The organism is Streptomyces sp. NPDC006872, from assembly GCF_040635845.1.
Classification (GTDB): Bacteria; Actinomycetota; Actinomycetes; order Streptomycetales; family Streptomycetaceae; genus Streptomyces.
Genome location: NZ_JBEYIL010000004.1, coordinates 405,261 through 427,461 on the forward strand (window position 1 = coordinate 405,261; position 22,201 = coordinate 427,461).

General features: G+C 72.4%; 17 protein-coding genes and 2 pseudogenes. 11 read left to right on the top strand and 8 right to left on the bottom strand.

Annotated features, from left to right (window positions below):
- Positions 1-21: 21 nt before the first annotated feature.
- From ABZ725_RS14975 to ABZ725_RS14990, 4 genes and pseudogenes are all read right to left on the bottom strand, one after another.
- A complete protein-coding gene (locus tag ABZ725_RS14975; RefSeq protein ID WP_358803102.1) occupies positions 22-5,061 on the bottom strand; it encodes a hypothetical protein in 5,040 nt (1,679 codons plus the stop codon).
- A complete protein-coding gene (locus tag ABZ725_RS14980; protein ID WP_358803103.1) occupies positions 5,058-5,912 on the bottom strand; it encodes a DUF4132 domain-containing protein in 855 nt (284 codons plus the stop codon). Before ABZ725_RS14980 ends, ABZ725_RS14975 begins: the two co-directional genes overlap by 4 nt.
- A 98-nt stretch (positions 5,913-6,010) precedes the next feature.
- Complete coding sequence (locus tag ABZ725_RS14985; RefSeq protein WP_358803104.1) at positions 6,011-6,400, bottom strand: cold shock domain-containing protein; 390 nt, start codon at positions 6,398-6,400, stop codon at positions 6,011-6,013.
- A gap of 88 nt (positions 6,401-6,488) precedes the next feature.
- Positions 6,489-6,635 (bottom strand): annotated as a pseudogene (locus tag ABZ725_RS14990) (LysR family transcriptional regulator); the annotation flags it as partial.
- Between the two features lie 2 nt (positions 6,636-6,637).
- Here ABZ725_RS14990 and ABZ725_RS14995 point away from each other — a divergent pair.
- Positions 6,638-7,093: pseudogene (locus ABZ725_RS14995) on the top strand (EamA family transporter); the annotation flags it as partial.
- Positions 7,094-7,127: 34 nt separating this feature from the next.
- Here ABZ725_RS14995 and ABZ725_RS15000 read toward each other — a convergent pair.
- A complete protein-coding gene (locus tag ABZ725_RS15000) occupies positions 7,128-7,517 on the bottom strand; it encodes a DUF5997 family protein (RefSeq protein WP_358803105.1) in 390 nt (129 codons plus the stop codon).
- 58 nt (positions 7,518-7,575) lie between these two features.
- On the opposite strand from ABZ725_RS15000, the gene ABZ725_RS15005 reads away from it, so the two are divergent.
- On the top strand, positions 7,576-8,397 hold the full coding sequence (locus ABZ725_RS15005; protein WP_358803106.1) for a LysR family substrate-binding domain-containing protein: 822 nt from the start codon (positions 7,576-7,578) through the stop codon (positions 8,395-8,397).
- A 38-nt stretch (positions 8,398-8,435) separates the two neighbouring features.
- On the opposite strand, the gene ABZ725_RS15010 is transcribed toward ABZ725_RS15005, so the two are convergent.
- The 3 genes from ABZ725_RS15010 to ABZ725_RS15020 all read right to left on the bottom strand — a co-directional run bounded on the left by ABZ725_RS15010 (position 8,436) and on the right by ABZ725_RS15020 (position 13,351).
- Complete coding sequence (locus tag ABZ725_RS15010) at positions 8,436-11,240, bottom strand: beta-L-arabinofuranosidase domain-containing protein (protein ID WP_358803107.1); 2,805 nt, start codon at positions 11,238-11,240, stop codon at positions 8,436-8,438.
- Positions 11,241-11,370: 130 nt separating this feature from the next.
- Positions 11,371-11,847, bottom strand: coding sequence for an Lrp/AsnC family transcriptional regulator (locus tag ABZ725_RS15015; RefSeq protein ID WP_351916327.1), 477 nt, complete (start codon positions 11,845-11,847; stop codon positions 11,371-11,373).
- A gap of 106 nt (positions 11,848-11,953) precedes the next feature.
- Complete coding sequence (locus tag ABZ725_RS15020; protein ID WP_358803108.1) at positions 11,954-13,351, bottom strand: MFS transporter; 1,398 nt, start codon at positions 13,349-13,351, stop codon at positions 11,954-11,956.
- Between the two features lie 534 nt (positions 13,352-13,885).
- Between ABZ725_RS15020 and ABZ725_RS15025 the strand changes: the two genes are divergently transcribed.
- The 9 genes from ABZ725_RS15025 to ABZ725_RS15065 all read left to right on the top strand — a co-directional run bounded on the left by ABZ725_RS15025 (position 13,886) and on the right by ABZ725_RS15065 (position 22,200).
- Positions 13,886-14,716 carry a 2-amino-3,7-dideoxy-D-threo-hept-6-ulosonate synthase gene (locus ABZ725_RS15025; protein ID WP_358803109.1) on the top strand — a complete coding sequence of 277 codons (831 nt, stop codon included), beginning with the start codon at positions 13,886-13,888 and terminating at the stop codon, positions 14,714-14,716.
- Positions 14,713-15,924 carry a 3-dehydroquinate synthase II family protein gene (locus ABZ725_RS15030; RefSeq protein WP_358803110.1) on the top strand — a complete coding sequence of 404 codons (1,212 nt, stop codon included), beginning with the start codon at positions 14,713-14,715 and terminating at the stop codon, positions 15,922-15,924. The genes ABZ725_RS15025 and ABZ725_RS15030 overlap by 4 nt, the downstream gene beginning before the upstream one ends.
- Before the next feature lie 6 nt (positions 15,925-15,930).
- Positions 15,931-17,313, top strand: coding sequence for a class I adenylate-forming enzyme family protein (locus ABZ725_RS15035; RefSeq protein WP_358803111.1), 1,383 nt, complete (start codon positions 15,931-15,933; stop codon positions 17,311-17,313).
- Between the two features lie 76 nt (positions 17,314-17,389).
- Complete coding sequence (locus ABZ725_RS15040) at positions 17,390-17,665, top strand: phosphopantetheine-binding protein (RefSeq protein WP_351916319.1); 276 nt, start codon at positions 17,390-17,392, stop codon at positions 17,663-17,665.
- On the top strand, positions 17,662-17,940 hold the full coding sequence (locus ABZ725_RS15045; RefSeq protein WP_358803112.1) for an acyl carrier protein: 279 nt from the start codon (positions 17,662-17,664) through the stop codon (positions 17,938-17,940). Before ABZ725_RS15040 ends, ABZ725_RS15045 begins: the two co-directional genes overlap by 4 nt.
- Entirely contained in the window at positions 17,930-19,105 is a 1,176-nt protein-coding gene (locus tag ABZ725_RS15050; protein ID WP_358803113.1) for a beta-ketoacyl-[acyl-carrier-protein] synthase family protein, read from the top strand. Before ABZ725_RS15045 ends, ABZ725_RS15050 begins: the two co-directional genes overlap by 11 nt.
- The gene (locus ABZ725_RS15055; RefSeq protein WP_358803114.1) at positions 19,102-19,962 is read left to right on the top strand and encodes a hypothetical protein; all 861 of its coding nucleotides are present in this window, start codon (positions 19,102-19,104) and stop codon (positions 19,960-19,962) included. Before ABZ725_RS15050 ends, ABZ725_RS15055 begins: the two co-directional genes overlap by 4 nt.
- Entirely contained in the window at positions 19,949-21,649 is a 1,701-nt protein-coding gene (locus ABZ725_RS15060) for a long-chain fatty acid--CoA ligase (RefSeq protein ID WP_358803115.1), read from the top strand. Before ABZ725_RS15055 ends, ABZ725_RS15060 begins: the two co-directional genes overlap by 14 nt.
- The gene (locus tag ABZ725_RS15065; RefSeq protein ID WP_358803116.1) at positions 21,646-22,200 is read left to right on the top strand and encodes a hypothetical protein; all 555 of its coding nucleotides are present in this window, start codon (positions 21,646-21,648) and stop codon (positions 22,198-22,200) included. The genes ABZ725_RS15060 and ABZ725_RS15065 overlap by 4 nt, the downstream gene beginning before the upstream one ends.
- Position 22,201: the final 1 nt, after the last annotated feature.

A 22,201-nucleotide genomic window follows, 5' to 3' on the forward strand; every position in this document is an offset into this window, starting at 1 on the left:
CCAGAGGGGGCGGGACGGTGGTCATCGGCGGCGGCCCTTGCGGGTGGCGCGGGTGGTGAGCTCCTCGTAGGCGGGGGCGTCGCCCGCGCGGACGCGGTCCCACGCGCGCGTGAACAGCTCGGGCACCGGCATCAGCGGCACCGCGCGGGTGTGGGCGCGCACCGGGTAGAGGCTTTCCTTCCAGATCTCCACCGGCAGCGCGGGGGACTTGAGGTCCAGCCAGCCGCAGGGCAGGAAGAGGGTGCGCCCCGCGCGAGGCCGCTTGGCCTCGACGACCAGGTCGGTCGCCGCGAGTTCGGCGCGGGCCTTCTTCGTCCGCGCGGGCTTCCAGCCGGTCCAGCGCACGCAGTTGCGGTCCGTGGGGTCCGGGAGGGCGAGCAGCTGGAGGTAGAGCGTCGCCGCGTCCGCACCGAGGCCGTGCTCGGCGGCCACCTCCGCGACCAGTTCGGGCACGCTGAGCGAAGGGTCCTGGGCGTATCCGGCGGCCCCTTCGGCCCCTTCGGCCCCTTCGGCCCTTTCGGCGCCGTCGAAGGGATCGGGGCCGGCGGCGAGCGCGCGGGCGAGTTCCGTGTCGAGGATCGTCCGCAGGGCCCACATGCCCCGGCCCCGCCCGGACCCCACGAGGCCCTCGACGAGCCCGAACGCCGGGTCGTCGGGGGCGCTGAGCCTGCCCGGGCGGACCAGGACGGTCTCCTGGTCGCCGTACCAGGGGCGCAGCACCAGAGCCTCGCCCACCTGCGTCAGCCCGTCGGCGTCGGCGCCCCCGGTGGCGGGCATCCCGTACGCCTTGCGCAGCTCGACGGCGGTCGAGGAGCCCTTGTCCGTCCATGCGACGTCCAGGTCGAGCAGCAGTCCCGGATCGGCGACCCGGCGGCGCAGCGCGGCGAGGCTCTCCGGCAGGACGGCCCGCAACGGGTGCCCGTACGGCAGGGAGTAGGCGAGCCCGGCCAGGGCGGCCACGGCACGCGTCAGGTGGTGCTGGCCGGGCAGCGCCGACGGGTCCTCCGCGACCAGGTTGCCGTTCTTGTCCGGCCGCTGGACCGTGGTGCGGCTGATCCAGGGGGTGAGCCCCGGGTTGAGGACCTCCTCCGCGGCGCCGGTGGGCAGGCCGCCGAGGGACAGCTCCCCGGCCAGGTCCTCGGGCAGCCGCACGACGTTGCCGAGCCGCTCGGCCCACACCCCGCCCGCGGCCTCGGTGTCCGGCCCGGCCGTCCACAGATCGCCGGGGCTCTCGGGCAGCAGCGCCCCGACGAGCGCCGCCCGGTCGGTGTTCCCGACCGTGGACAGCAGGGCGTCGCCGAGCTCCTTCTGACGCGGCTTCAGCCCGGTCGCCGCGATCACCTCGTCGGTGAGCTGCGCCGGCCGGCCCGCGAGCAGCAGGGCCGCCTGCAGGGGCCCCAGCCCGCCGCGCGTCGCGGCGGCGAGGACGGCGGGCGCCTCCGGCTGCCAGGGCGCCGGGCCCTTGTCCCGGACGAGTGAGGTGACGGCGGTCAGCGCGTCGGCGGGGAACACCGCCGGGTGCGCGGTCTCCCGGTCCAGGGTGAAGTGGGCGATCGCGCCGAACCGGCCGGTCGGGTCGTGGTCCAGGGCGAGCCAGTGCACCCGCCCGGCCTGCCGGTCGAGGTTCTGGCAGCCGAGGACGACGACGGTACGGCCGTCCCGGCGCAGCACCTGGCCCAGCCGCTCCTGCTTCTCGTGCGGCTCGCTCAGCACGATCTCGCGCAGGGCGCCCCCGGCCGCGGCCAGCGGTCCCTCCGTGATCGCCTCGAACAGCAGGAGCAGCGCCTCGCGGTGCGCCTCGGTCACCGTCGGGGAGGCGGCGCGGTACGCGAGGGGGCGCAGCACGTCCAGCACCGGAGTCCACACCAGGCCGATGCCGGGAACGGTGAACTCGTCGCTGTGCCACCCGTCGGCGGCCCCGGTCGACCGGGAGGCCTGGGCCAGGGCCTTGCCGTCGGCCGGCTTCCCGGCCAGCACATGGTTCACGGCGCGGATCTGCCGCAGCGAGCTCCAGTTCCGCTCGCCGCCCCACCAGCCGTGCACGTCGGCAAGGCCCTTGGTGGCCTCGCGCAGCGTCTCGTCGTCGCCGTGCTCGGGCTTGAGGTCGGCGAACATGCCGTCGGCGCGGCTGCGTTCCGCCTTCGGCCGCTCCACCGGAGGCGCCACGAACGACGCGGTGGACGTCGCGAACTGCAGCACCGCGCGTACGAGCGCGGCGACACCCGTGCCCAGCCTCGCCTCGCCGAGTTCGGGCAGCGCGCGGGTCACGACCTCCTGGAGCACCTCGTCGGCGGTCGGGACGACCTCCTTGCTCTCCGGAGTCCCGTCGACCGCCTTCGCCGCCGTCAGCTTCGCCTGCCGCTCCGCCAGCGCCTCGGCTCCGGCCCGCACCAGCTCGGCCGCCCGCTCGTCGGTCAGCGCGCGCAGCACGGCCGACGCCCGCTCGTCGCGAGGGCGCAGGGCGTGCCAGAAGTCGACCGGCGGGACGAACCGGGTGCCCGCGGCGAACTCGCCGCCCCGCTCCATCGGCGTCACCCGGCCCAGTTCCCCGGCGGCCGACGTGTCGTCGCCCGCGTACAGGGCGATCTGCCGGTGCAGGCCGACGGCGACGGGCTCGGCCCCGCCGGGCAGCCGCAGCGCGCCGAGCAGGTCGCCCGGCGCCCGGCCGTCGGCCCAGGGCAGGGTGACGGTCCGGCCGTCCGGCGTGCCGGCGACCGTACGGGTCTCGGCGCCCTCGCCCTCCGTGCGCACCCAGCGGCCGAGCACCGTGCCGTCCGTGCCGAACGGACTCTGCTCCAGCCCCGGTCGCAGGGGCAGCACCTGGCAGTCGCCCTGCAGCAGGCGCGCGTCCTCACGGATGCCGGACTGCACGAACGCGGGCAACGAGGCACGCCCGTGCGTGCCGGTGGCCGGGTCGTACTCGAGCCACACCTGCTGCCGGCCCTGCCTGCCCTGACGCCAGTACGAGGTGCCGTCGCCGAGGATGCGGCGGCTCGCCGGCACGACGGTGTCACCGGCGTGCAGTGTGCGTCCGCCGGTGGCGCGACCGCCCTCGGGCAGCGGGATCGACGGCTCGCCCGCGTCGCTGCTCCCGTACCAGTACGGGATCTGCTCACCGCCGAGCGGGAACACGTCGGCCGGGCGGGCGGACCAGTAGCCGAACTGCTTGCCCTCCTGCCGCCACATGACGAGCAGTTCACCGTCCGTGAAGCGGTACTGCGGGCGCTGCCAGCTGTCCAGGCCGTCGGGCAGCCGCAGGTCGTGCTCCAGCAGGATGTCCTCGGGGCCGACGACGATCACCTTGTGCGGACGGGCGAGGATCAGCGCGGGCCAGGCCTCGCTGACGTTCAGCGTGTCGTCACGGTTCCGCCTGGCCTCGGCGTCGAGCCTGCGCAGCGCCTCGTCGAGCGCGGGCCAGCCCAGTTCGTCCAGGATGCCCGCGCGCAGCGTGTGCCCGAGCAGCGGCGCGACGTCACGCGCGGCGGCCTGGGCGACGGCCGCCGGACTCACCCGGGCGGCCACCGTACGGAACGGGCGCAGCCGATCCAGCGCCGCCCGTGCGGCGGGCAGACCGACCGCCGAGGTCAGGTCCCCAGCCGCGTTCTCCAGCCACTCCCGCAGCACATCGCTGAGCACGGGGTGGGCGGCCAGGCCCGCCAGGACCTCGGCCCCGGGACGGACGCCGCTGAGGGCGCCGACGGCGGCGTACAGCAGACGCCGGAAGCGCGGGTCCGCCGCGGTCGCCGTCAGATCGCGCCGCCCGGCCGGGGGCTCGCGCAGCCAGCGGTCCAGGGACAGGTACACGACCTGGTCGGGGGCGGGCAGTGTCAGGGGCACGCCGTGGGCCACGCACAGGTCCAGCAGGTCGAGGTCGGCTCCGGCCTGCCAGCGGCCCGTGCACAGGTCGACCGGACGGCCCTCGGCGCGCAGCCGGGGAGCCATCCGCTCCACGAGGGCGAGGGTGGCCGGGGATCGATCGCTGAAACTGGCGCCGTGCTTGCGGTACAGCGCCCACCGGCCGAGCCAGTCCGCCGCGTCGACGTCGGATGCCGTCTCGCCCGTCAGGAGCTGATCCGCCTTGCAGTCCGCGAGCAGCGCCAGCCAGAACTCGTCGTCCTCGACGGAACGGGCCAGACCGGTCGGCATGATCTCCAACAGCCGCGCGCGCACCTCGGGTCGCTGCTCGGCGAGAACGGCGAGTGTCGTCCGGTAGGCGTTCCAGAAGGAGGCGGGGGCCCGGACCGCGGCGGGCGAGGCGAGCAGATCGGCGACCAGGGCGCACTCCTCGGCGACCCGGTCCAGACCGGCGGCCTTGATCAGCCCGCGCGCGTCCTGCGGCAAGGAGGCGTACGGAGGCATGCCGGCCGCACAGCGCTCCACGGTCAACTGCCGGAACTGCGCCCAGGCCTCGGCCGGGTCGAGACGCGTGGCGAGCGCCTTGACATGCTCCTTGAGCGCCTTGACCGTGAGCGCCCCCGCGAAGGCGAACTCCAGGAACACGGCCCGCTGCCGCTCCTCGTCCACCTTCAGCGCGTGCACCCGCTCGGCCTCGCGGGCCTTGCCGAAGAAGGCGGAGGCGTACGTGGTGTTCTCGTGCTGGAGGAAGACGCGGGCAGCCTGCTCGTAGAAGGTGGGCAGGAAGTGCGGCACGGCCCGGCCGAGCCGGGTGCCGAGCTCCTCGAAGCCGTCCTTGGCGGTGCCGGGGCGGGACTTGGCCTGCCGCGCGAGCCGCTCCACGTCCTTGACCAGCGCCAGCGCATGGTGGCCGTTCGCCGGGTCGTTGACCAGCGCCCAGGCGGGGAAGCCGAGCGTCTCCCGGCGCACCTGACCGACCTCGGGGATCTCCGGGTCCCGGGCCAGCCCGAGGAACTCCAGCGCCAGGTCCTCGGCCTCGCCGAGCGTGCCCGGCACCAGCCGCACGATCCGCCGGTCGTCCAGCGCGGGGTGACCGTAGGTGCGGACGGTGAGCGTGTCGGCGTCCTCGCGGGCGGTGCTGCCCGCAGGCAGGACGGCGCCCGCCTCGAGCAGCGCGGCCGCGGTGGTCTCGTCGTAGGTCGTCATGCCGCCCGCTCCTCGTCCTCGATGTCGCGCCCGGCATACAGCGCCGCCGCCATACGCATGCCCTCCGACCAGGCCACCGGCCCGACCTGACCGAGCTTCAGCGCCCGGCCGGCGGAGTCGGTGAACATCAGGGGACCGGTCTCGGCCTGCTCGTAGCCCTCGTAGTCGCCGACCCACACCCGGGCCTCGACCGTGCGGCCGTCCTCCAGGACGGCGCAGACGGCGTGGCCGCCGCGCACGCGGTAGCCGAGCTGGGTGACCCGGCCGTGCAGGAACCGCTGCTCCTTGAAGGCGCCGCCCGCGTACTCCTCGACCGAGGTGCCCTCCGCGTCGAGCGTGGCGGGCCGCCGCCACACCTCGCGGAAGAGCTGCTGGGCACGCTGTTCGACGCCGAGTTCGACGGCGAACTCCCGCAGTTCTTCGAGCTCGTCGAGAAGCACGGGGTGCGGGAGGCGGACGAGGTCGGGCGTGATGCGGACGGTGTCGCCGTCCAGGTCGACCAGGCCGAGGCCGCGTTCGGCGTCGGCGTCCCGCAGGAATCCGGCCACCTCGCCGTCGGCCCCGGTGACGACGAGGTCGCGCAGGGCGGACTGCCAGGCGGGGTCGGGCCACCCCCGCGCGATCACGGCGAACGGCACCGGCAGTGAGCGGACCATCCACCGCTCCACGGTGGCCAGGCACTCGCGTTCGTGCCTTTCCAGCCACTCCGTGAGCTGCCGCAGGCCCACCACCGCCGGCTCATCGGTGATCTTGGACGGTACGGACTTCAACCGCCGTCCGGCCGCGTTGCGGCACACCACCTTGCCGTCGTCGAGGGCGACTTCATAGTCGCCGGCCGACACCCACCCCATGTGTGCCTCCCGCACCCGCACTGATCAAGTGACGGGAACTGTAGAACAGGCCACTGACAACGGGCCCGGGAGGCGGGAACCAGGGTTTGCCGGTCGGGTCAGCCCTCCACCCAGCCGTGGTTCTTCGCGAACTGCGCGAGGCCGGCCCGCACCTGGACGATCTGCTCACCGGTCAGCGAGGGCGCCGCCGTCAGCAGCGCCTCGGTGACGTCCCGGGTGAACTCCTCCGTGTTGAGCACATCGCACAGGACGTCGTCGTCGGCGGCGAGGGGCTTGCCGTCCTCGCCCCGCGCGAGCCGGACCCCGGACGCCTTCGGGCCCCGCTCACCGTCCTCGATCTCAAACTCCACGACGATGCCCCGGCGCACCTGCGACTCCGGCATCAGCATGTCGTTGACGTGCAGGAAGACATCCTCCCCGCCGTCGTCGGGCGCAATGAACCCGTAGCCTCGCTGGCTGTCGAAGCGCACCACACGACCAGCAACCATCCCAACCCCCAGCAACCTCGAAACACCCACGTCGGTGAACCTGCCCAGATCGTAGTCAAAGCGACGGCTCCGGGCGACACCGGGACGTTCACTGCGCGCGATACAGCGTGGTGAGCAGTTCCAGCACGGCCTGCGTCGCGGGGTGCGGGTCGTCGCGCCACCACACCAGGCGCACGGCGACGGGCTCGGCGTCGCGCACCGGCCGGTAGACCACGCCGGGCCGCGGGTACTGGTTGTGCCCTGGTGTTCGGCACGATGAACCTGTCCCTCTACACCGCCATCGACCGCATCGGGCTCGGCCTCGCGGTGACCCTGGAGTTCCTCGGCCCGCCGACCATCGCCCTGGCCGCCGCGCGCCGCCGGGTCGACGCCTGCTGCGCCGCGGCCGTCTCCGCCGTGCTGTTCCTGCCGGTCGGCGTCGTCCTGGTGCTGCGCGAGCCGCCGACCGCCCAGGCTCTCGGCTACGCCGTCGCCGCCGGGGTGCTCTCCTCCGCGGTGCCCTGCCTGGCCGATCTCTTCACGCTGCGGCACGTGCCCGCTGCCGCGTTCGGCCTGTTCATGAGCGTCAACCCGGTCCTCGCCGCGCTCGTCGGGTGGATCGGGCTCGGGCAGGGCCTCGGGCTCGTCGACTGGTCGGCCATCACCGCAGTCGTCTGCGCCAACGCCCTCGGTATCCTCGTGCCGTGCCGCTGACCCGCGTCAGCCGACCGGGGGCAGCCGACCGGGGTCAGGACTGCTGCTCGCGCTCCGCGTTGCGCTTCTTGATGCGGACCGTCTCCTTGCGGACCTCGGCCTGTGTGGCGCGCTCCTTCTCCAGCCACTCCGGCTTCGCGTCCTTGACGGCCTCGATCTGCTCGGTGGTGAGCGCCTCGGTCACCCCGCCGCGGGCCAGACCCGCGATCGAGACGCCCAGCTTGGCCGCGATCACCGGACGCGGGTGCGGGCCGGTCTCGCGCAGCTTCCGCAGCCACTCGGGCGGGTTCGCCTGGAGCTCGGCCAGCTCGGCGCGCGAGACGACGCCCTCCTGGAACTCGGCGGGCGTGGCGGGGAGGTACACACCCAGCTTCTTCGCCGCGGTGGCGGGCTTCATCGTCTGGGTGCTCTGCTGCGACTTCATACACCCCAGGGTATCGGCCCCCGACGAGAGGTCCGACCACAGCCGGTAACCTGGCGGGATGACCGACTCGGCGGATTCCCCCTCGTTCCGGCTCGCGTACGTCCCCGGAGTGACGCCCGCCAAGTGGGTGCGGATCTGGGCGGAGCGCCTGCCCGACACCCCCCTCGCCCTTCTCCAGACGACCCCCGCCGAGGCCGCCGACGCCTTGCGCGAGGGCACCGCCGACGCGGCTCTCGTACGCCTTCCGGTCGACCGTACGGTGTTCAGCGCGATCCCCCTCTACACCGAGACGACCGTCGTCGTGGTCCCCAAGGACCATGTGATCACCGCGGCCGAGGAGATCACCTTGGAGGACCTCGCCGACGAGGTGGTCCTGCACCCCCTGGACGACGTCCTCGGCTGGGAGCGGCCGCCCGGCGAGGCCGCCTTCGAGCGCCCCGCGACCACCGAGGACGCGATCGAGCTGGTCGCGGCGAACATCGGCGTCCTGGTCGTGCCCCAGTCCCTGGCCCGGCTCCACCACCGCCGCGACCTCACCTATCGCACGGTCGTCGACGCTCCTCAGTCGGACATCGCCCTCTCCTGGCCGGAGGACGCGACGACCGACCTCGTCGAGGACTTCATCGGCATCGTCCGCGGCCGCACGGTCAACAGCACCCGCGGCCGCGCCCAGCAGCCCCCGGCGGCGGAGCGCAAGGGCGAGCGCGAGCGCGGAAAGCCGCAGTCCGGCGGCACCGCGCGCAAGACCACGGCCCGGGGCGCGCAGAAGAGCGGCGGCACGAAGAGCGGTGGCCACAGGAGCGGCGCCCCGAAGAGCGGTGGCACGAAGGGCGGCGGTCGGCGCGGAACCGGCGGCGGCAAGCCCCGCCGCCGGTCGTAGTCGCTCGCCGACTGCGGCCACCACCGCTGTCGGCCCGTTCAGGCCACGAAGGTCGCCGCGCTCGCGGTGCTCACCGCCTTCTCCCCGTCGGCCTGGGTGAGCAGCCCGGCCGCCACCCATGCGTTCACCACGGTCTGCACCCGTGCGACCAGCGCCGCCTTGGACGCGAACGGCGCCCCGGCCCACACCTCGTCGAGCAGCGTGGTCCCGTCCGCCTTCGCGGGGTCGGCCACGCCCGAGTCGCTGTTCCCGAAGACGATCCGGGGCTCCGCGCGCCGCCAGTACGCGTGCGTCGGATCCTCGGTCCCCTCGTGGAAGGGGGCGAACTCGGTGCCGTTCAGGATGTAGTGGAGCGGCTTGCCGCTCACGGCGGTCAGGGTGGGCAGCAGGTCGCCGGAGAGCGCCGCGTTGGCGTACAGCCCGAACTGCAGGTACGACGTCGAGGAGTTGCGGGCCACCAGGTTCACCGGGCCGTAGAAGAGAGTCTGCAACGACGGATCGTCCAGGGCCTTCTCGACCCGCAGCCGGAACGGGACGGCGATGCGCACGACGTCACCGGACTGCCAGGTGCGGGACACGGTGAAGTAGCTGCCGGCGACCGGAGTGCCGCTCACCGCACTGCCGTTGACCGTCACCCGGAAGCCGGCGGTCGCCCAGGACGGCACCCGCAGTTTCAGTGCGAAGGCGGCGCTGCTCCCGCCGAAGGTGAGGGTCGTGCCCTGCTCCACCGGGTAGCCGGTGGTTTGGGTGACCGTGACGCCCTTCTCCGCCCAGGTCAGCGTGGACGGGCTGTAGAGGTTGACGTACAGCGCGCTGCCGTCGGCGGCCTTGAAGTACACCGAGTCCTGGTACTTGGTGGCGCTCTCCATGCCGGTGCCCTCGCAGCAGGTCGTCCCCTGCTTGGGCGTGTAGTCGCGCACATGGCCGGGCGTGAGCCCGATGAAGTACGTGACCAGCGGTTTCTCCGCGTCGGCCTTGTCCTGCTTGGAGCCGAGCACCTGGTTGTACAGCGCCCGCTCGTAGTAGTCCATGTACTTCGGGTCCTGCTCGTGGAAGAACAGCATCCGGCTCAGCTTGAGCAGGTTGTACGCACAGCAGGTCTCGGCGTCGGTGTCGCTGATCGTCCCCGCGATCACCCCGCGCGCCTTCCAGAACTCGGCGGTGCTGGTGCCGCCGATCCCGTACATGCGCTGCGGGATCACCATGCCCCAGAAGTTCTTCGCGGCGGTCAGATAGCGCGTCTCACCCGTCGCGTCGTACAGCCGTACGTATCCGGTGAAGATCGGGATGTGCTGGTTGGCGTGCAGACCGTTGAGGATGTCGTTGTTCGCCGCGCACGCGTCGATGAGCGTGTCGAGGTCGAACAGCTTGGCCAGGGCGAGGTGATCGGCCTTGCCGGTGATCGTGTACAGGTCGGCGATGGTCTCGACGATGCCGCCGAACTCACCGCTGGAGAAGATCCCCCACATCCGCTGCAGGGTGGCGTCGGGCAGCTTGGACAGCCGGGAGTACATCCAGTCGCACATGCCCGACGCGAGGTCCAGCGCCCGGGCGTCGTCCGTCGCGAGATAGGCGTCCAGCAGCCCCTTCAGGATCTTGTGCGCCGTGTAGTAGGGCGCCCACACCTTCGTGTAGTCGCCGCTCGTCATCGACTCCAGGGCGATGAACTGCGTCTCCGGGTAGGCGGCGAGGAAGCCCGGGTGGCTCGGGCCGCCCCAGGTGCGGCGCAGGGTGGCGGTCAGTCCGCGTCCGGAGGAGTCGCCGAAGGTGCCGCCGGTGGTGGCGGAGAAGTAGTACGAGGCGAGGTTGCCGAGCCCCGCGGAGGAGTTCTTGGCCTCGTTGCTCTGGAGCGAGGTGATGTCGGCCGCGGTCAACGCCCGCGAGTAGACGTTGAACTCGTCGAAGGCACCCGAGTAGACGGGGTCGCCGGAGTAGTTCGAGCGGCCCAGCCAGTTGTTCGTCAGGGTGCCCAGGACGGACGGATTGAGCGTCATCGCGGTGTTCGTGGCGACGGCGGCGCCGTTGACGTAGAGGGTGCCCGTGGTGCCGGAGATGGTCACCGCGAGGTGGCTCCACTGGTTCAGCGGCAGCGCGGCGGTGCCGTTGAGGCCCTGTTCGCCGCCCGCGCCGTTGGTGGTGATGGCGAAGCGCGGCACCCCACTCGCGTTGCGGGAGGCGAGGTACATGTACCGGGTGGTGTTGTTGCCGAAGTCGAACACGCGCTGCCAGTTGGCGTCGTGCGTGGGCTTGACCCAGATCGACAGGGTGATCGCCGCGGCGCCGCCCGGTACGGCCGCCGGGAGGTCCACGTACTGGTAGGAGCCCCGGACGTTCTCGTGCGCGCCGCCCCACTTCCCGGTGACGGTGAGCATGCGCGGGTCGGTGCGCAGCGCCGCGCGGACGTCGGTCAGCGCGCCGACCATGGTCCCGATCCGGTCGGCGTAGGTCTGGTCGCCGGTGCTCGCGTAGGCCTGCGACAGCATGCTGAGGAAGTGGCCGGTGTAGTGGCCGCGCAGATTGCCGTTGGCCTCCCCGTCGAGGCCCTCCCAGCCGCCCGGAGCGACTGCGCCGCCGGTGGAGAGGCCGGCGTTGGCGCGGAAGACCTGCAGCAGCCGGTTCACGTCGTAGCCGCGGGCGTGGTCGAGCATCAACTGCCGCTTGGCGGCGAAGACTCCGGGGCCGAGGGCGACGTCCTTCGGTGCGAAGGGCTGAAGCGTCCAGGAGGCCGGAGGCGGAAGGGCGGCCGCCGAGGCCGCGGGAGCCAGGGCCGCGCCCGCTCCGGGGACGGCGGCGGCGAGGATCGCGCTCTGAAGAAGGGTCCGTCTGCTGAGGGGCGGTGCCATGTACTGCTCCTCTGGTCCACCGAGTATGTTCGATATAGCGAACGGTGTACGAATGGTCGACCAGACGCTAGAGGCGGGACGAGAGAGCGTCAACGGTCCTGACGGGACGGAAAGTTGCGGAGCGGAGGGGCTACTTCGCCACGGCCCGCCCGATCGACTCGACGAGCGGCAGCAACCGGTGCGGCACCCGCTCCCGCAGAGCGACCTCGGTGCGGGTGCGCACCACTCCGGGCAGGCTGATGAGCTTCTGGATCACGTCCTCCAGATGTGCGTTGTCGCGGGCCACGACCCGGGTGACGAGGTCGCCGCCGCCGGTGATGGAGAACGCCTCGACGATCTCCGGGACGGCGGCCAGCGCCTCGCCCACATCGTCGAGGTGACCCTGGGTGACCTCGATGTGCACGAACGCGAGCACCGGGTGGCCCAGCGCGGCGGGGGAGAGGGAGGGGGCCGCCCCGGTGATCACGCCGTCCCGCTCCAGCCGGTCGAGGCGGGCCTGCAGGGTGCCGCGCGCGACGCCGAGCAGCCGGGCGTACTCCCGCACGCTCGTGCGCGGCTGCTCCAGCAGCAGCCGCAGAATGCGGGTGTCCAACTCGTCCACGGCCATGCCGTCGGCCTTCCTCGCAGGTACCTGATCAGCGCCGACTGTACCGATGGCTCAGTGGAACCGGCATCCACCGAGCCATGCGGCCTACCTGCCGTGGGGGGGGGTGTCAGACGTCGAACTCGTGGTCGCGGGTCTCCGGCAGGGCCAGCAGGCACAGGAGGCTCAGCAGGCAGAGTCCGCCCGTGTAGAAGCCGAGGACGAGCGGTGACTCCCAGTGGCTGTTCAGCCAGGTGGCGACGAGCGGCGCGAAGCCGCCGCCGAAGGTGTTGGCGAGGATGAAGGCCGCCGAGGCGCCGGTGTAGCGCAGCCGGGCCGGGAACAGCTCGGGCAGGAAGGCCGCCACCGGCGAGAACATCAGCGCGAGCAGCATCAGCCCGACCGTGTAGGCCCCGGTGATCACCCATACGTCGCCGGAGCTCAGCGAGGCGTACATGGGCACCGCCCACAGGACACTGCCGACGGCCCCGGTCAGCATCACCGGGCGGCGGCCGATCCGGTCGGCCAGCCGGGCGGCCGGGAGGGTGAGGGCGATGCCGGCGGCCGAGCCGACGCTCGCGGCGATCAGCATCGTGTTCCGGTCGATGCCGAGTTCCTTCGGCCCGTACGACAGGCTGTAGACGATCGTCAGGTAGTAGACGGCCGAGCCGCCCAGTGCCGCGCCGATGCCGAGGAACAGCCGGCGGGGGTGCCGGGCGAGCAGCGTGCCGAGCGGGAAGCGGGACCCGGCGGCTGGAGTCTCGGCGAGCGCCCGGGGCGTGCGGTCGGGGGCCGACGCGAACACCGGTGACTCGGAGATCGTCGTACGCACCCACAGGCCCACCGCGACCAGCACCGTGCTGAGCAGGAACGGGATCCGCCAGGCCCAGTCGGTGAACGCGTCCCGGCCTGCGAGGTTGAGGGTGGGCAGGATGACGGCGGTGGACAGCAGGAAGCCGAGCGAGGGGCCGGCGTTCGGGACGGCCGCGTACAGCGCCCGGCGGCCGGGCGGCGCGTGCTCCGCGGCGAGCAGCACCGCCCCGCCCCATTCGCCGCCCATGCTCACGCCCTGCAGCAGCCGGAGCGTCACCAGCAGCACGGGGGCGAGGAGTCCGGCGGTCTCGTAGGTCGGGAGCAGTCCGACGCCGACCGTCGCCACGCCCATCAGCATGAGCGAGACGACCAGGGCCCGCCGTCGGCCGATCCGGTCGCCGATGGTCCCGAACAGCATGACGCCGACAGGGCGGGCGAGGAAGGCCGCGGCGAAGGTGAGGAACGCCGCCAGGGAGGAGACGGTGGCGTTGTCGGACGGGAAGAAGGCGGGGCCGAGGACCAGCGCGCTGGCGGTGCCGTACACCGCGAAGTCGTAGTACTCGATCGTCGTGCCGACCAGGCTCGCGGCGGCTACCCGCGACGCCTTGGTCCCGGCGGGCGAAACGGCCGGCGAGGGCGGCGGCGACGCGGACGGTCTCGGGTCGATCGGGGCGGAAACGGCGTTGGGGGCGGTATGGGACGGTAATTCAGGCATGGGGAGTCACTTCCGGTACGCCCGGTGCGTGGGGGCCGGGGCCGAATGGGGAGAGGGACGGCCTCGCATATAACACGAACCGGAGTGCCCTTGTCACCCCGATCTCGGAATTCAATTTCAGCCGGGAAGCCTTCTGGCCGAATTCTTCTCTCCGGTTCCCCGCGGTTCTCTTGGGTTCCCTGCGGTTCTCTCCGGAATAGCGGCCCAAATTACACGTGACACCGCTGTAAAGCCTCCGATGCGGCCATGGGTCCGGGCAGACCGGCCCAAGGTGCATAGAAAACACCCGAACAGCACTCGTGGGCCACGTCAACCCGTCCTACCTATCAGAACGCTGTCAAATAGTCATGCGGCGGAGGGCATGAATATTTGGGGTCGATTACGCCTTGCCAACGGCTGATCACTCACGGAATGCTGATCCGGGGGGAACTTGAAAGTTCTATGACCATCGTTTTTCGGACATGGCGACCGCATCAGACTGCATCGGTCCGACATTCCTGAATGCGGCCTCCAAGCTGGGAAGGCGCATTACCCATGCTGAAAACCGGCAAGTTATTACGCTTGAGAAGACTTTCGCTGGCGGGGGACGGCCGGCATCTCTTCGTGCCCCTCGACCACAGCGTTTCGGACGGTCCGATCGTCCCCGCCGACAAGTGGGACGACCTGTTGCGCGCGCTGGTGGACGGCGGGGCCGACGGGATCATCGTCCACAAGGGACGGGCCCGCTCCTTCGCGCCGGACATCCTCAAGCGCTGCGCGCTGGTGGTGCATCTGAGCGCCAGCACCGCCTGTTCCGCCGACGTCCACGCCAAGGTGCTGGTCGCCGACGTCGAGGAGGCGCTGCGGCTTGGCGCGGACGCGGTGAGCGTCCATGTGAACATCGGCTCGGACACCGAGTCCCGGCAGCTCGCCGATCTGGGCGCGGTGGCTCGTTCCTGCGAGGCCTGGGGCATGCCGCTGATCGCGATGGTCTACCCGCGCGGCCCCCGGATCGAGGACCCGCGCGACCCCGCCCTCCTCGCCCATCTGGCCAATGTCGCCGCCGACCTGGGCGCGGACATGGTGAAGACCTCCGTGGCGCTGCCGATCGAGCGGATGGCCGAAGTGGTGGCGGGCAGCCCCATCCCCGTTCTCGCAGCGGGCGGTCCGCCGGACGACTCCGACCTCGTCGAGTACGGCGCCGCGGTCATGGCCGCCGGCTGTCAGGGGCTGGCCGTCGGCCGCCGGATCTTCTCCTCGACCTCCCCGTACGCGCTGGTGTCCCGGCTCTCCGCGGTCGTGCACGGCGGCGACGGCATCCAGAGTGGCATGAGCATGACATCAACGAACGGCAACTACTCGACGATGGTGGCAGGTGTCGCATGAGGTTCGCGTGGATCGATCTCCGTGAAGTCCCCCGTCCGCAGCTCCAGGCCGTGGTCGACGCCGCCGTCCACGCCCGGATGGCCGGGGTGGTCTCCGCCGACGCGGAACTGCTCGGTACGTTGCCCCCGACCGTCACCCGGGTGCTGGTCACCGAGGGCCCCGCCCCGGCCGCGACGGTCGCCGCGAAGAAGCCCGGCGACAAGGACGGTAAGGAACCGAAGGACGCCAAGTCCGAGGCGAGCGCCCCGAGTTCCACTCCCGCCGCCGCCGGAATCGACCTCCTCCTGCGGAAGTTCGGCACCCAGGACGAGCTGGACGCCCTGGCCGCCGCCAACCGCGCCACCGCCACCGGCAGCGGTGCCCCCGTCGCCGGCTTCATCGGCGTACGCGACGACCGCACCCTGAGACTGTCCTGCTCCGGCGCCATGGCGCTGCCGTACACCGTCATCCACTTCGCCGACCCGACCAAGATCCCGCTGGAGATCGTCCTCGCCGCGGCCGAGTCCGCCGAGGGCAAACTGGTGACCGTCGTCGACGGACTGGAAGAGGCCGCGATCGTCTTCGACGTGCTCGAACGCGGCTCGGACGGCATCCTGTTCACGCCCCGCGGCGCCGACGACGTGTTCGCGCTGGCCCGGCTGCTGGAGGCCACCACACCCCAGCTGCAGCTGTCCACGCTCACCGTGGAGAGCATCCGGCACGTCGGCCTCGGCGACCGGGTCTGCGTGGACACCTGCTCGCACTTCGAGGAGGACGAGGGCATCCTCGTCGGCTCCTACTCCTCCGGGTTCGTTCTGTGCTGCTCCGAGACCCACCCGCTGCCGTACATGCCGACCAGGCCGTTCCGGGTCAACGCCGGCGCCCTGCACTCGTACACGCTCGGCCCCGACAACCGCACCAACTACCTCAGCGAGGTGGGCTCCGGCAGCGCCCTGCTGGCGGTCGGCGCCGACGGGCGGACCCGGCGGGTGGTGGTCGGCCGCGCCAAGCTGGAGTCCCGGCCGCTCCTGGAGATCCGCACCCACGCCGAGGACGGCCGACTCGTCAGCCTGACCGTGCAGGACGACTGGCACGTACGGGTCCTCGGCCCGGGCGGCAAGGTCCTCAACGTCACCGAACTGCAGGCGGGCGACGAACTGCTCGGCTACCTGGCCGCGGACAAGCGCCATGTGGGCCTGCCCATCGGCGAGTTCTGCAAGGAGGTCTGAGAGCCCATGGACGACTCCCTGGAGGAGGCGGTCCAGAGCCTCTTCGACGCACAGGACGACGACGGCCTCCCCTATCTGATCCACCGCCAGGAGACCGTCACCCGGGGCGAGTTACGCGAGCGGGTGGCCAAACAGGCCGCGGTCTTCGCCGGTTACGGCATCGGCCCCGCCAGCACCGTCGGTCTGCGGACGCCGCCCAGCTTCACCCAGGTCGAGGTGCTGCTCGCGCTGTGGCGGCTCGGCGCCCAGGTGCTGCTCTTCGACTTCCGGCTGAAACCGGCCGAGGTCGCCGGACTCCGCGCCTCCTGCCGGCCGCAGTTCATGGTCAGCGCGGGCGCCAACGTCCGGGCGACGTTCGGATTCCGGTCCGAGTACGAGGTCCTCACCGAACGCCAGGGCGGCGGCCGGCCGGCCGCCACCGACCACCGGCTGGTCCAGTTCAGCTCGGGCTCCACCGGGCGGCCGAAGGTGATCGGCAGGACGGCCCGGTCGCTCACCGAGGAGGTCGACCGGTTCGCCGGGGTCGCCGGCATGCCGGGCCGCGGCGACCGGCTGCTGCTGCTCAGCTCGACCGCGCACAGCTTCGGCCTGGTCGCCGGACTGCTGCACTCCCTGGCCGCCGGGGTCTGTGTCGTCTTCGCCCCTCGGATCTCCGCCCGCGACATCCTGCGGACCGCCGTCGACCACCGCGTCACCGCCCTGTTCGGAGTGCCGATGCACTACGAACTGCTCGCCGCCGCCGTCGACCCGCCCGCGCTGCCCGAACTGCGGGTCGCGGTGTCGGGCGGCGAGCTGATGCCCCCACCGGTCGCCGCCCGGTTCGCCGAACGCTACGGAGTGCGGGTCGGCGAGTCCTACGGGACCACCGAGTCCGGGGTGGTCGCCATGGACACGAGCGGCGCACTGCGGCCCGCGGTCGGCCGGGCCGCCCCGGGCGTGGTGCTGCGCGAGCACCACGGCGAACTGGACGTCGCGCTGGCGCAGTCGCCGTACCTCTTCGGCTCCGGCGGCGCGCAGTACGCCGACGGATGGCTGCACACCCGGGACCGGGCCACCGTGGACGCCTCCGGAGCGGTACGGGTGCACGGCCGCGCCGACTCCCTCGTGGTGATCGGCGGCCTCAAGGTCGACCTCGTCGAGGTCGAGAACGTGCTCCGGGAGCACCCGGCCGTCGAACAGGCCGTCCTGGTCCACGAGGACGTCACCGAGGCCTACGTCACGGTGACCGCCGGGGCCGGGCAGCCGTCCGCGGAGGAACTGCTGCGCTGGTGCCGGGAGCGGCTGGCCGACTACAAGCTGCCCCGGGTCGTACGGCTGCTGGAGACCCTGCCCCGCACGTCCAACGGGAAGCTGCTGCGCCAGGCGGCGGCGTTGCGCTCCGCGCGTTGAGCCCCCCGCGCGTTGAGCCCCCCGCGCCCCTGGGGTGCTGCACCTTCCCCGAAATCACTCACTGGAGACATTGATCATGAGTACGTCGACCCTGGAAGACGAGATCCGCGAGTTCGTCCTGACATCGGTCATCGACGAGATGAACATCCTGACCAGCCGCGACGGCATCACGGACGAGAGCCCGGTGACCGTCGGCGGGCTGGACGTGGACTCGCTGAGCCTGATCGAGCTCACCCTGCGGCTGGAGTCACGGTTCGCCGTGGAGATCCCGGACACCGACATCGAGCCACTGGCCTCCCTGACGCTCGGCGGGCTGGTCACCGAGGTCGTCCGACGCGGTGCGAAGGCATGAGGACGGACCCTTTCACCACCGCTTCCGTCCGGGAGCTGCTGGCGGACCGGAACGTCTTCCCGGGACTGCCGGACGACCTCGGCGACGACGCCGAACTCGTCCTGGACTCCCTCGGGTTGGTGTGGCTCCTGCATGTGGTGGAGGAGCGCTACGGCCTGGTCGTGGAACCCAGCGACGAGGACATCGCCCGACTCACCTCGCTGCGGCGGCTCACCGACTACCTGAGCGCCGCCGCGTCGGCCCCGGCCGCAGGGGGCGAGCGCGATGAGCGCTGAGGTCACGGTGACCGGATTCGGCGTCCGCACCGCGTTCGGCACCGGAGCCGAAGCCCTTCGGCGCGGGGTCTTTGCGGGAGTCCACTCGTTCGCCCCCACCACGAGGTTCGACACCGGCCCGTACCGTACGCCGATGGCGGCCGCCGCCCCCGACGGACCCGAAGCGGTCGAGGACCTGGCCCTGCGCCACGCGCTCGACCTGTGCGGCGTCCAGGCCCTCGACATGGCGGGCCTGCGCCCGGGCGCCGAGGCGGCGGTCCTGCTCGGCATCGCCGGCGACCACACCGCCGTCACCCGGTACTGGCGGGCGGAGGCGGGTTCCCCGACCGGCGGGAGGACGCCGCTGTCCGACGCCGTTCCCGCCCGGCTCACCGAGGCGCTGGCCGACGGCCTCGGACTCACCGGGCCGCGACTGACCTTCACCAACGCCTGTGTCGCCTCCGCCGCGGCGATCGTGCACGCCTGCCGGCTGATCTCCTCGGGCCGGACCGACGTGGCGGTCTGCGCGGGCGGGTACCTCGTGGAGGAGGAGACCTTCGGGAAGTTCGACTCCGGGCGGGCGCTGTCCCGGGACGGCACGGTGCGCCCGTTCAGCGCCGACCGCAGCGGACTGCTGCTCGGCGACGGGGTGGCGGTCGTCGTCCTGGAGTCCGCCGAGCACGCCCGGCGGCGCGGCGCCCGGCCGCTGGCGTCCGTGGTGGGCTGGGGCGCGGCGACGGACGCCCACCACATCGCCCAGCCGCACCCGGAGGGCGCCGGCCTCGCCCGCGCGGCCCGCCAGGCGACCCGGCTCGCCGGCGACCCGGACGGGGCGGCCCTCGGCTATGTCAACGCCCATGGCACCGGCACCAAGTACAACGACGGGGCCGAGACCCGCGGACTGCGGGCCGCCTTCCCCGAGCACGCCGAGTCGATACCGGTCAGCTCCACCAAGAGCACCACCGGCCACCTCCTGGAGGCGGCCGGCGCCGTGGAGTTCGTGATCACGCTGCTGGCCCTCACGGACGGCGTGCTGCCGCCGACCGCCGGATACACCGCCGCGGACCCGGAATGCGACCTCGACTACGTGCCGAACCGGCCGCGCCAGGCCGATCTGCGCCGGGCCCTCACCGTCAACGCCGCCTTCGGGGGCGCCAACACCGCACTCGTCCTGGAGCGGCCATGACGACCGAGCCCCTGCTGCGCTCCCCCCTCGGCGTCCTCGCCGCCGCCACCGCCACCCATGGCACCGGGGCGGACGACGACATCACGCTGCCGAAGCTGCCCGGCTTCGTGGAGTCCGCGTTCAGCCCACTGGCCTACGAGGTGAGCAGCCGGTGTCTGACCGAGCGCCCGGGCGACGGCGCACGCACCGCCGTCGCGCTGGCCGCCCTGACCGGTGACACCACCACCGCCGACCTGGCCAGCAGCCGCATGGTCTCCGGGAAGGTCCACAACCCGCTGCTGTTCATGCAGGCCACCCCCAACTCCGTGCTGGGCCACATCAGTCGGCAGTTCCAGATCACCGGGCAGATGTTCAGCGTCTCCACCCTCGACGACCCGGCGACCGAGCTGCTCGCCCTGGCGGACCTGCTCCTGGAGGACCCGGAGCTGGACCGTGTCCTGGTGCTGGGCGTGGAACTGGGCGGCGGCGCGCGGCTGGCCGCCGTGCACCGGGAACTCGCCGCCGACAGCGGCCGACCGGTCCCACGCCTCCCGGCGTCCGCGGGCCTCGCGGCCGCGCTGCTCCTCGGCCGTCCCGACGCCGGGACCCCGGTGACGGTCCGTTCGGCCGAGCCGGCCGACGACACCGCCCGCCCCGCGCACACCGCCGGGGAGCCCCGGCACCACGGAAGCATCGCGGGCCTGTTCGACCTGGCCGCCGCCCATCGCCGACTGCTGCGGGACGGCGGCAGCCGGCTCCTGGCGACGGAGCCCGGCGCACGGCGCGGCCCCGCCGAACTCATCCTCACCGCCGGCACGGACTCACCCGTGCGGGCCCCCGCCGGAAGGAACGAGACGAAGACCCATGCTCATCAGTAGACAGGAGCGGGCCCGGATCTGCTCCGACACCGAACTGGGCGCCGGCAACGTCCTGGAACGCCTGCGGGCGTACGGCCGTCCGCTCGACGAGCCCGTGCTGCGCACGGACGGCACCTGGCGGGCGCCGGACGGCAGCCGTCCCACGGCGCTGACGCTGAGCCGGCTGTGCGAGATCGTCGAGACGTACGCGGGCTGGTACACGGCCCGGGGCCTGCGCCCCCGCGACCCGGTCGCCGTCCACTCCTTCTCCAGCGTCGAGTTCGCCGTGAACTTCCTGGCGTTGACGTCCCTCGGCGCGATCCCGTCGTTCGTCAACGGCAATCTGGCCCCGGACACGGCACGCGCGTACGTGCGTCGACAGGGCGCCGTCGGCGCGTTCGCCGACCGGGCGCACCACGAGGTGCTGTCGGGATCGGACCCGGGCCTCGGCTTCTGCGTCACCGCCGACGACATCCTTCCGGAGCACCGCGAGTCGCTGCCGCAGGCGTACCCGTACCGGCACGACCCGAGCGACCCGGTGCTCATCTCGCACTCCTCCGGCACCACCGGCCTGCCCAAGGGCGTGCCGCACACCCACCGGACGCTGATGTACGCGCAGTTGCACCGGCTGCGCTACTCCACCGGCACCGACATGGAACGCACCCTTGTGGGCCTGCCGGGCGCCCACAACGCCATGGTGGCGACCCTGCTCTACTGCCTGCTGCTGCACACCGACATCAAGCTCCTCTCCAGCCAGCGCGGCGCCGAAGTGCTCGACGGCGTCGAGGAGTTCCGGCCGACCACGGTGCTGGCCTTCGCCGGCACGTTCGGCGAGATGGCCGCCGAGGACCTGTCGAAGCGCGACCTGTCGAGCGTGCAGGTGTGGTTCAACACCGGCGACGCGGCGCACGAGGCGCACATCCGGGCGCTCGTCCAGCACGGCAGCCACCTCGAGATCCGCCGGGACCTGAGCCGCGTACGGGTGGACGGCTCGGTCTTCGTGGACGGGCTCGGCTCCTCGGAGGCCGGCTACTCCGTCTTCCACAACCGCCACACCAAGGACACCGCCGCCTACGCGCGCTGCGTCGGCAAGCCGATCAGCTTCGCCGAGGCCGCCGTGCTCGCCGAGGACGGCACCCCGCTGCCGCCCGGCCAGGTCGGCCGTCTCGGCCTCAAGTCCCCGACCCTCACGCCCGGTTACTGGAACGACTCGCTGACCTGGAACCGGCTGCGGCTCGGCGGCTACTGGCTCACCGGGGACCTCGCCCACCGGGACGAGGACGGCAACTTCTACCACCTCGACCGGGTGCCGGACGCGGTCCGCACCCGCGCCGGCATCGTCTACAGCACCCGCACCGAGGAACTCCTGCTGGCCGCGACTCCCGAACTGGCGGACTGCACGGTCGTCGGCGTGGCCCCGGACGGCGTCCGCGCGGACTGGGACGGCGACGGAGAGGCCGAGGCGTACGTCCTCCTCCAACTCGCCGACGACCGACTCGACGAAGAGCAGGGCGAGAACGGCGGTGCGGACGACGAGGCGTGGACCGCGCGGGTCAACGCGGTGCTGACCGAGGCCGGATTCCCCCCGGTGCACCGCGCCCTGCGGATGAAACCCGACGACGTGGCCAAGGGCGCCACCGGCAAGGTTCTCAAACGAGTGATGCGCGACCGGTTCGCCGCCGTCGCCGCCGAGGAGCAGCACGCATGAGCACGAACACGGACGCCGACGGCGTCAACCACCGCGCGCGGGCGGGGGAGGCGTACCGGCTGTGGTGGCAGCACGACGCCCACTGGTACCAGGGCGTGGCCGCGCGCTTCGGACAGCAGGCCGCGAACGAGATCAACGCCGAGGCGCTGCGCAAGGTCGCCCTGCACGTCGGGCAGCGGGTGGCCCGGCTCTCCGGCGCGCTCCCCGACAGCGGGGACACCGGCAAGGACGTGGAGGAGCTGCGCCGCCGCTACGACGAGTGCGGCGACCGGATGTTCCCGCCGGAACTGCGCAACGCCTCCACCGAGGTCGAGGACGACGACCTGATCGTCCTCACCATGAAGCGGAACTTCGCCGTCACCATGGTCCGGATGGCCGGTTCGCTGGACGGCTACCGGTGCCCGTGCACCGACATCCACGCGGGCTGGTCCGAGGGGCTCGGCGTGACCCTGACCGAGAACCGGGCCGAGAGCTGTCTGCGGGACGGCGACAGGGCGTGCCGGCTGCTGATGCGGGTGGCCGGTCCGGTCGTGTCCAGGACGGAGGGCTGAG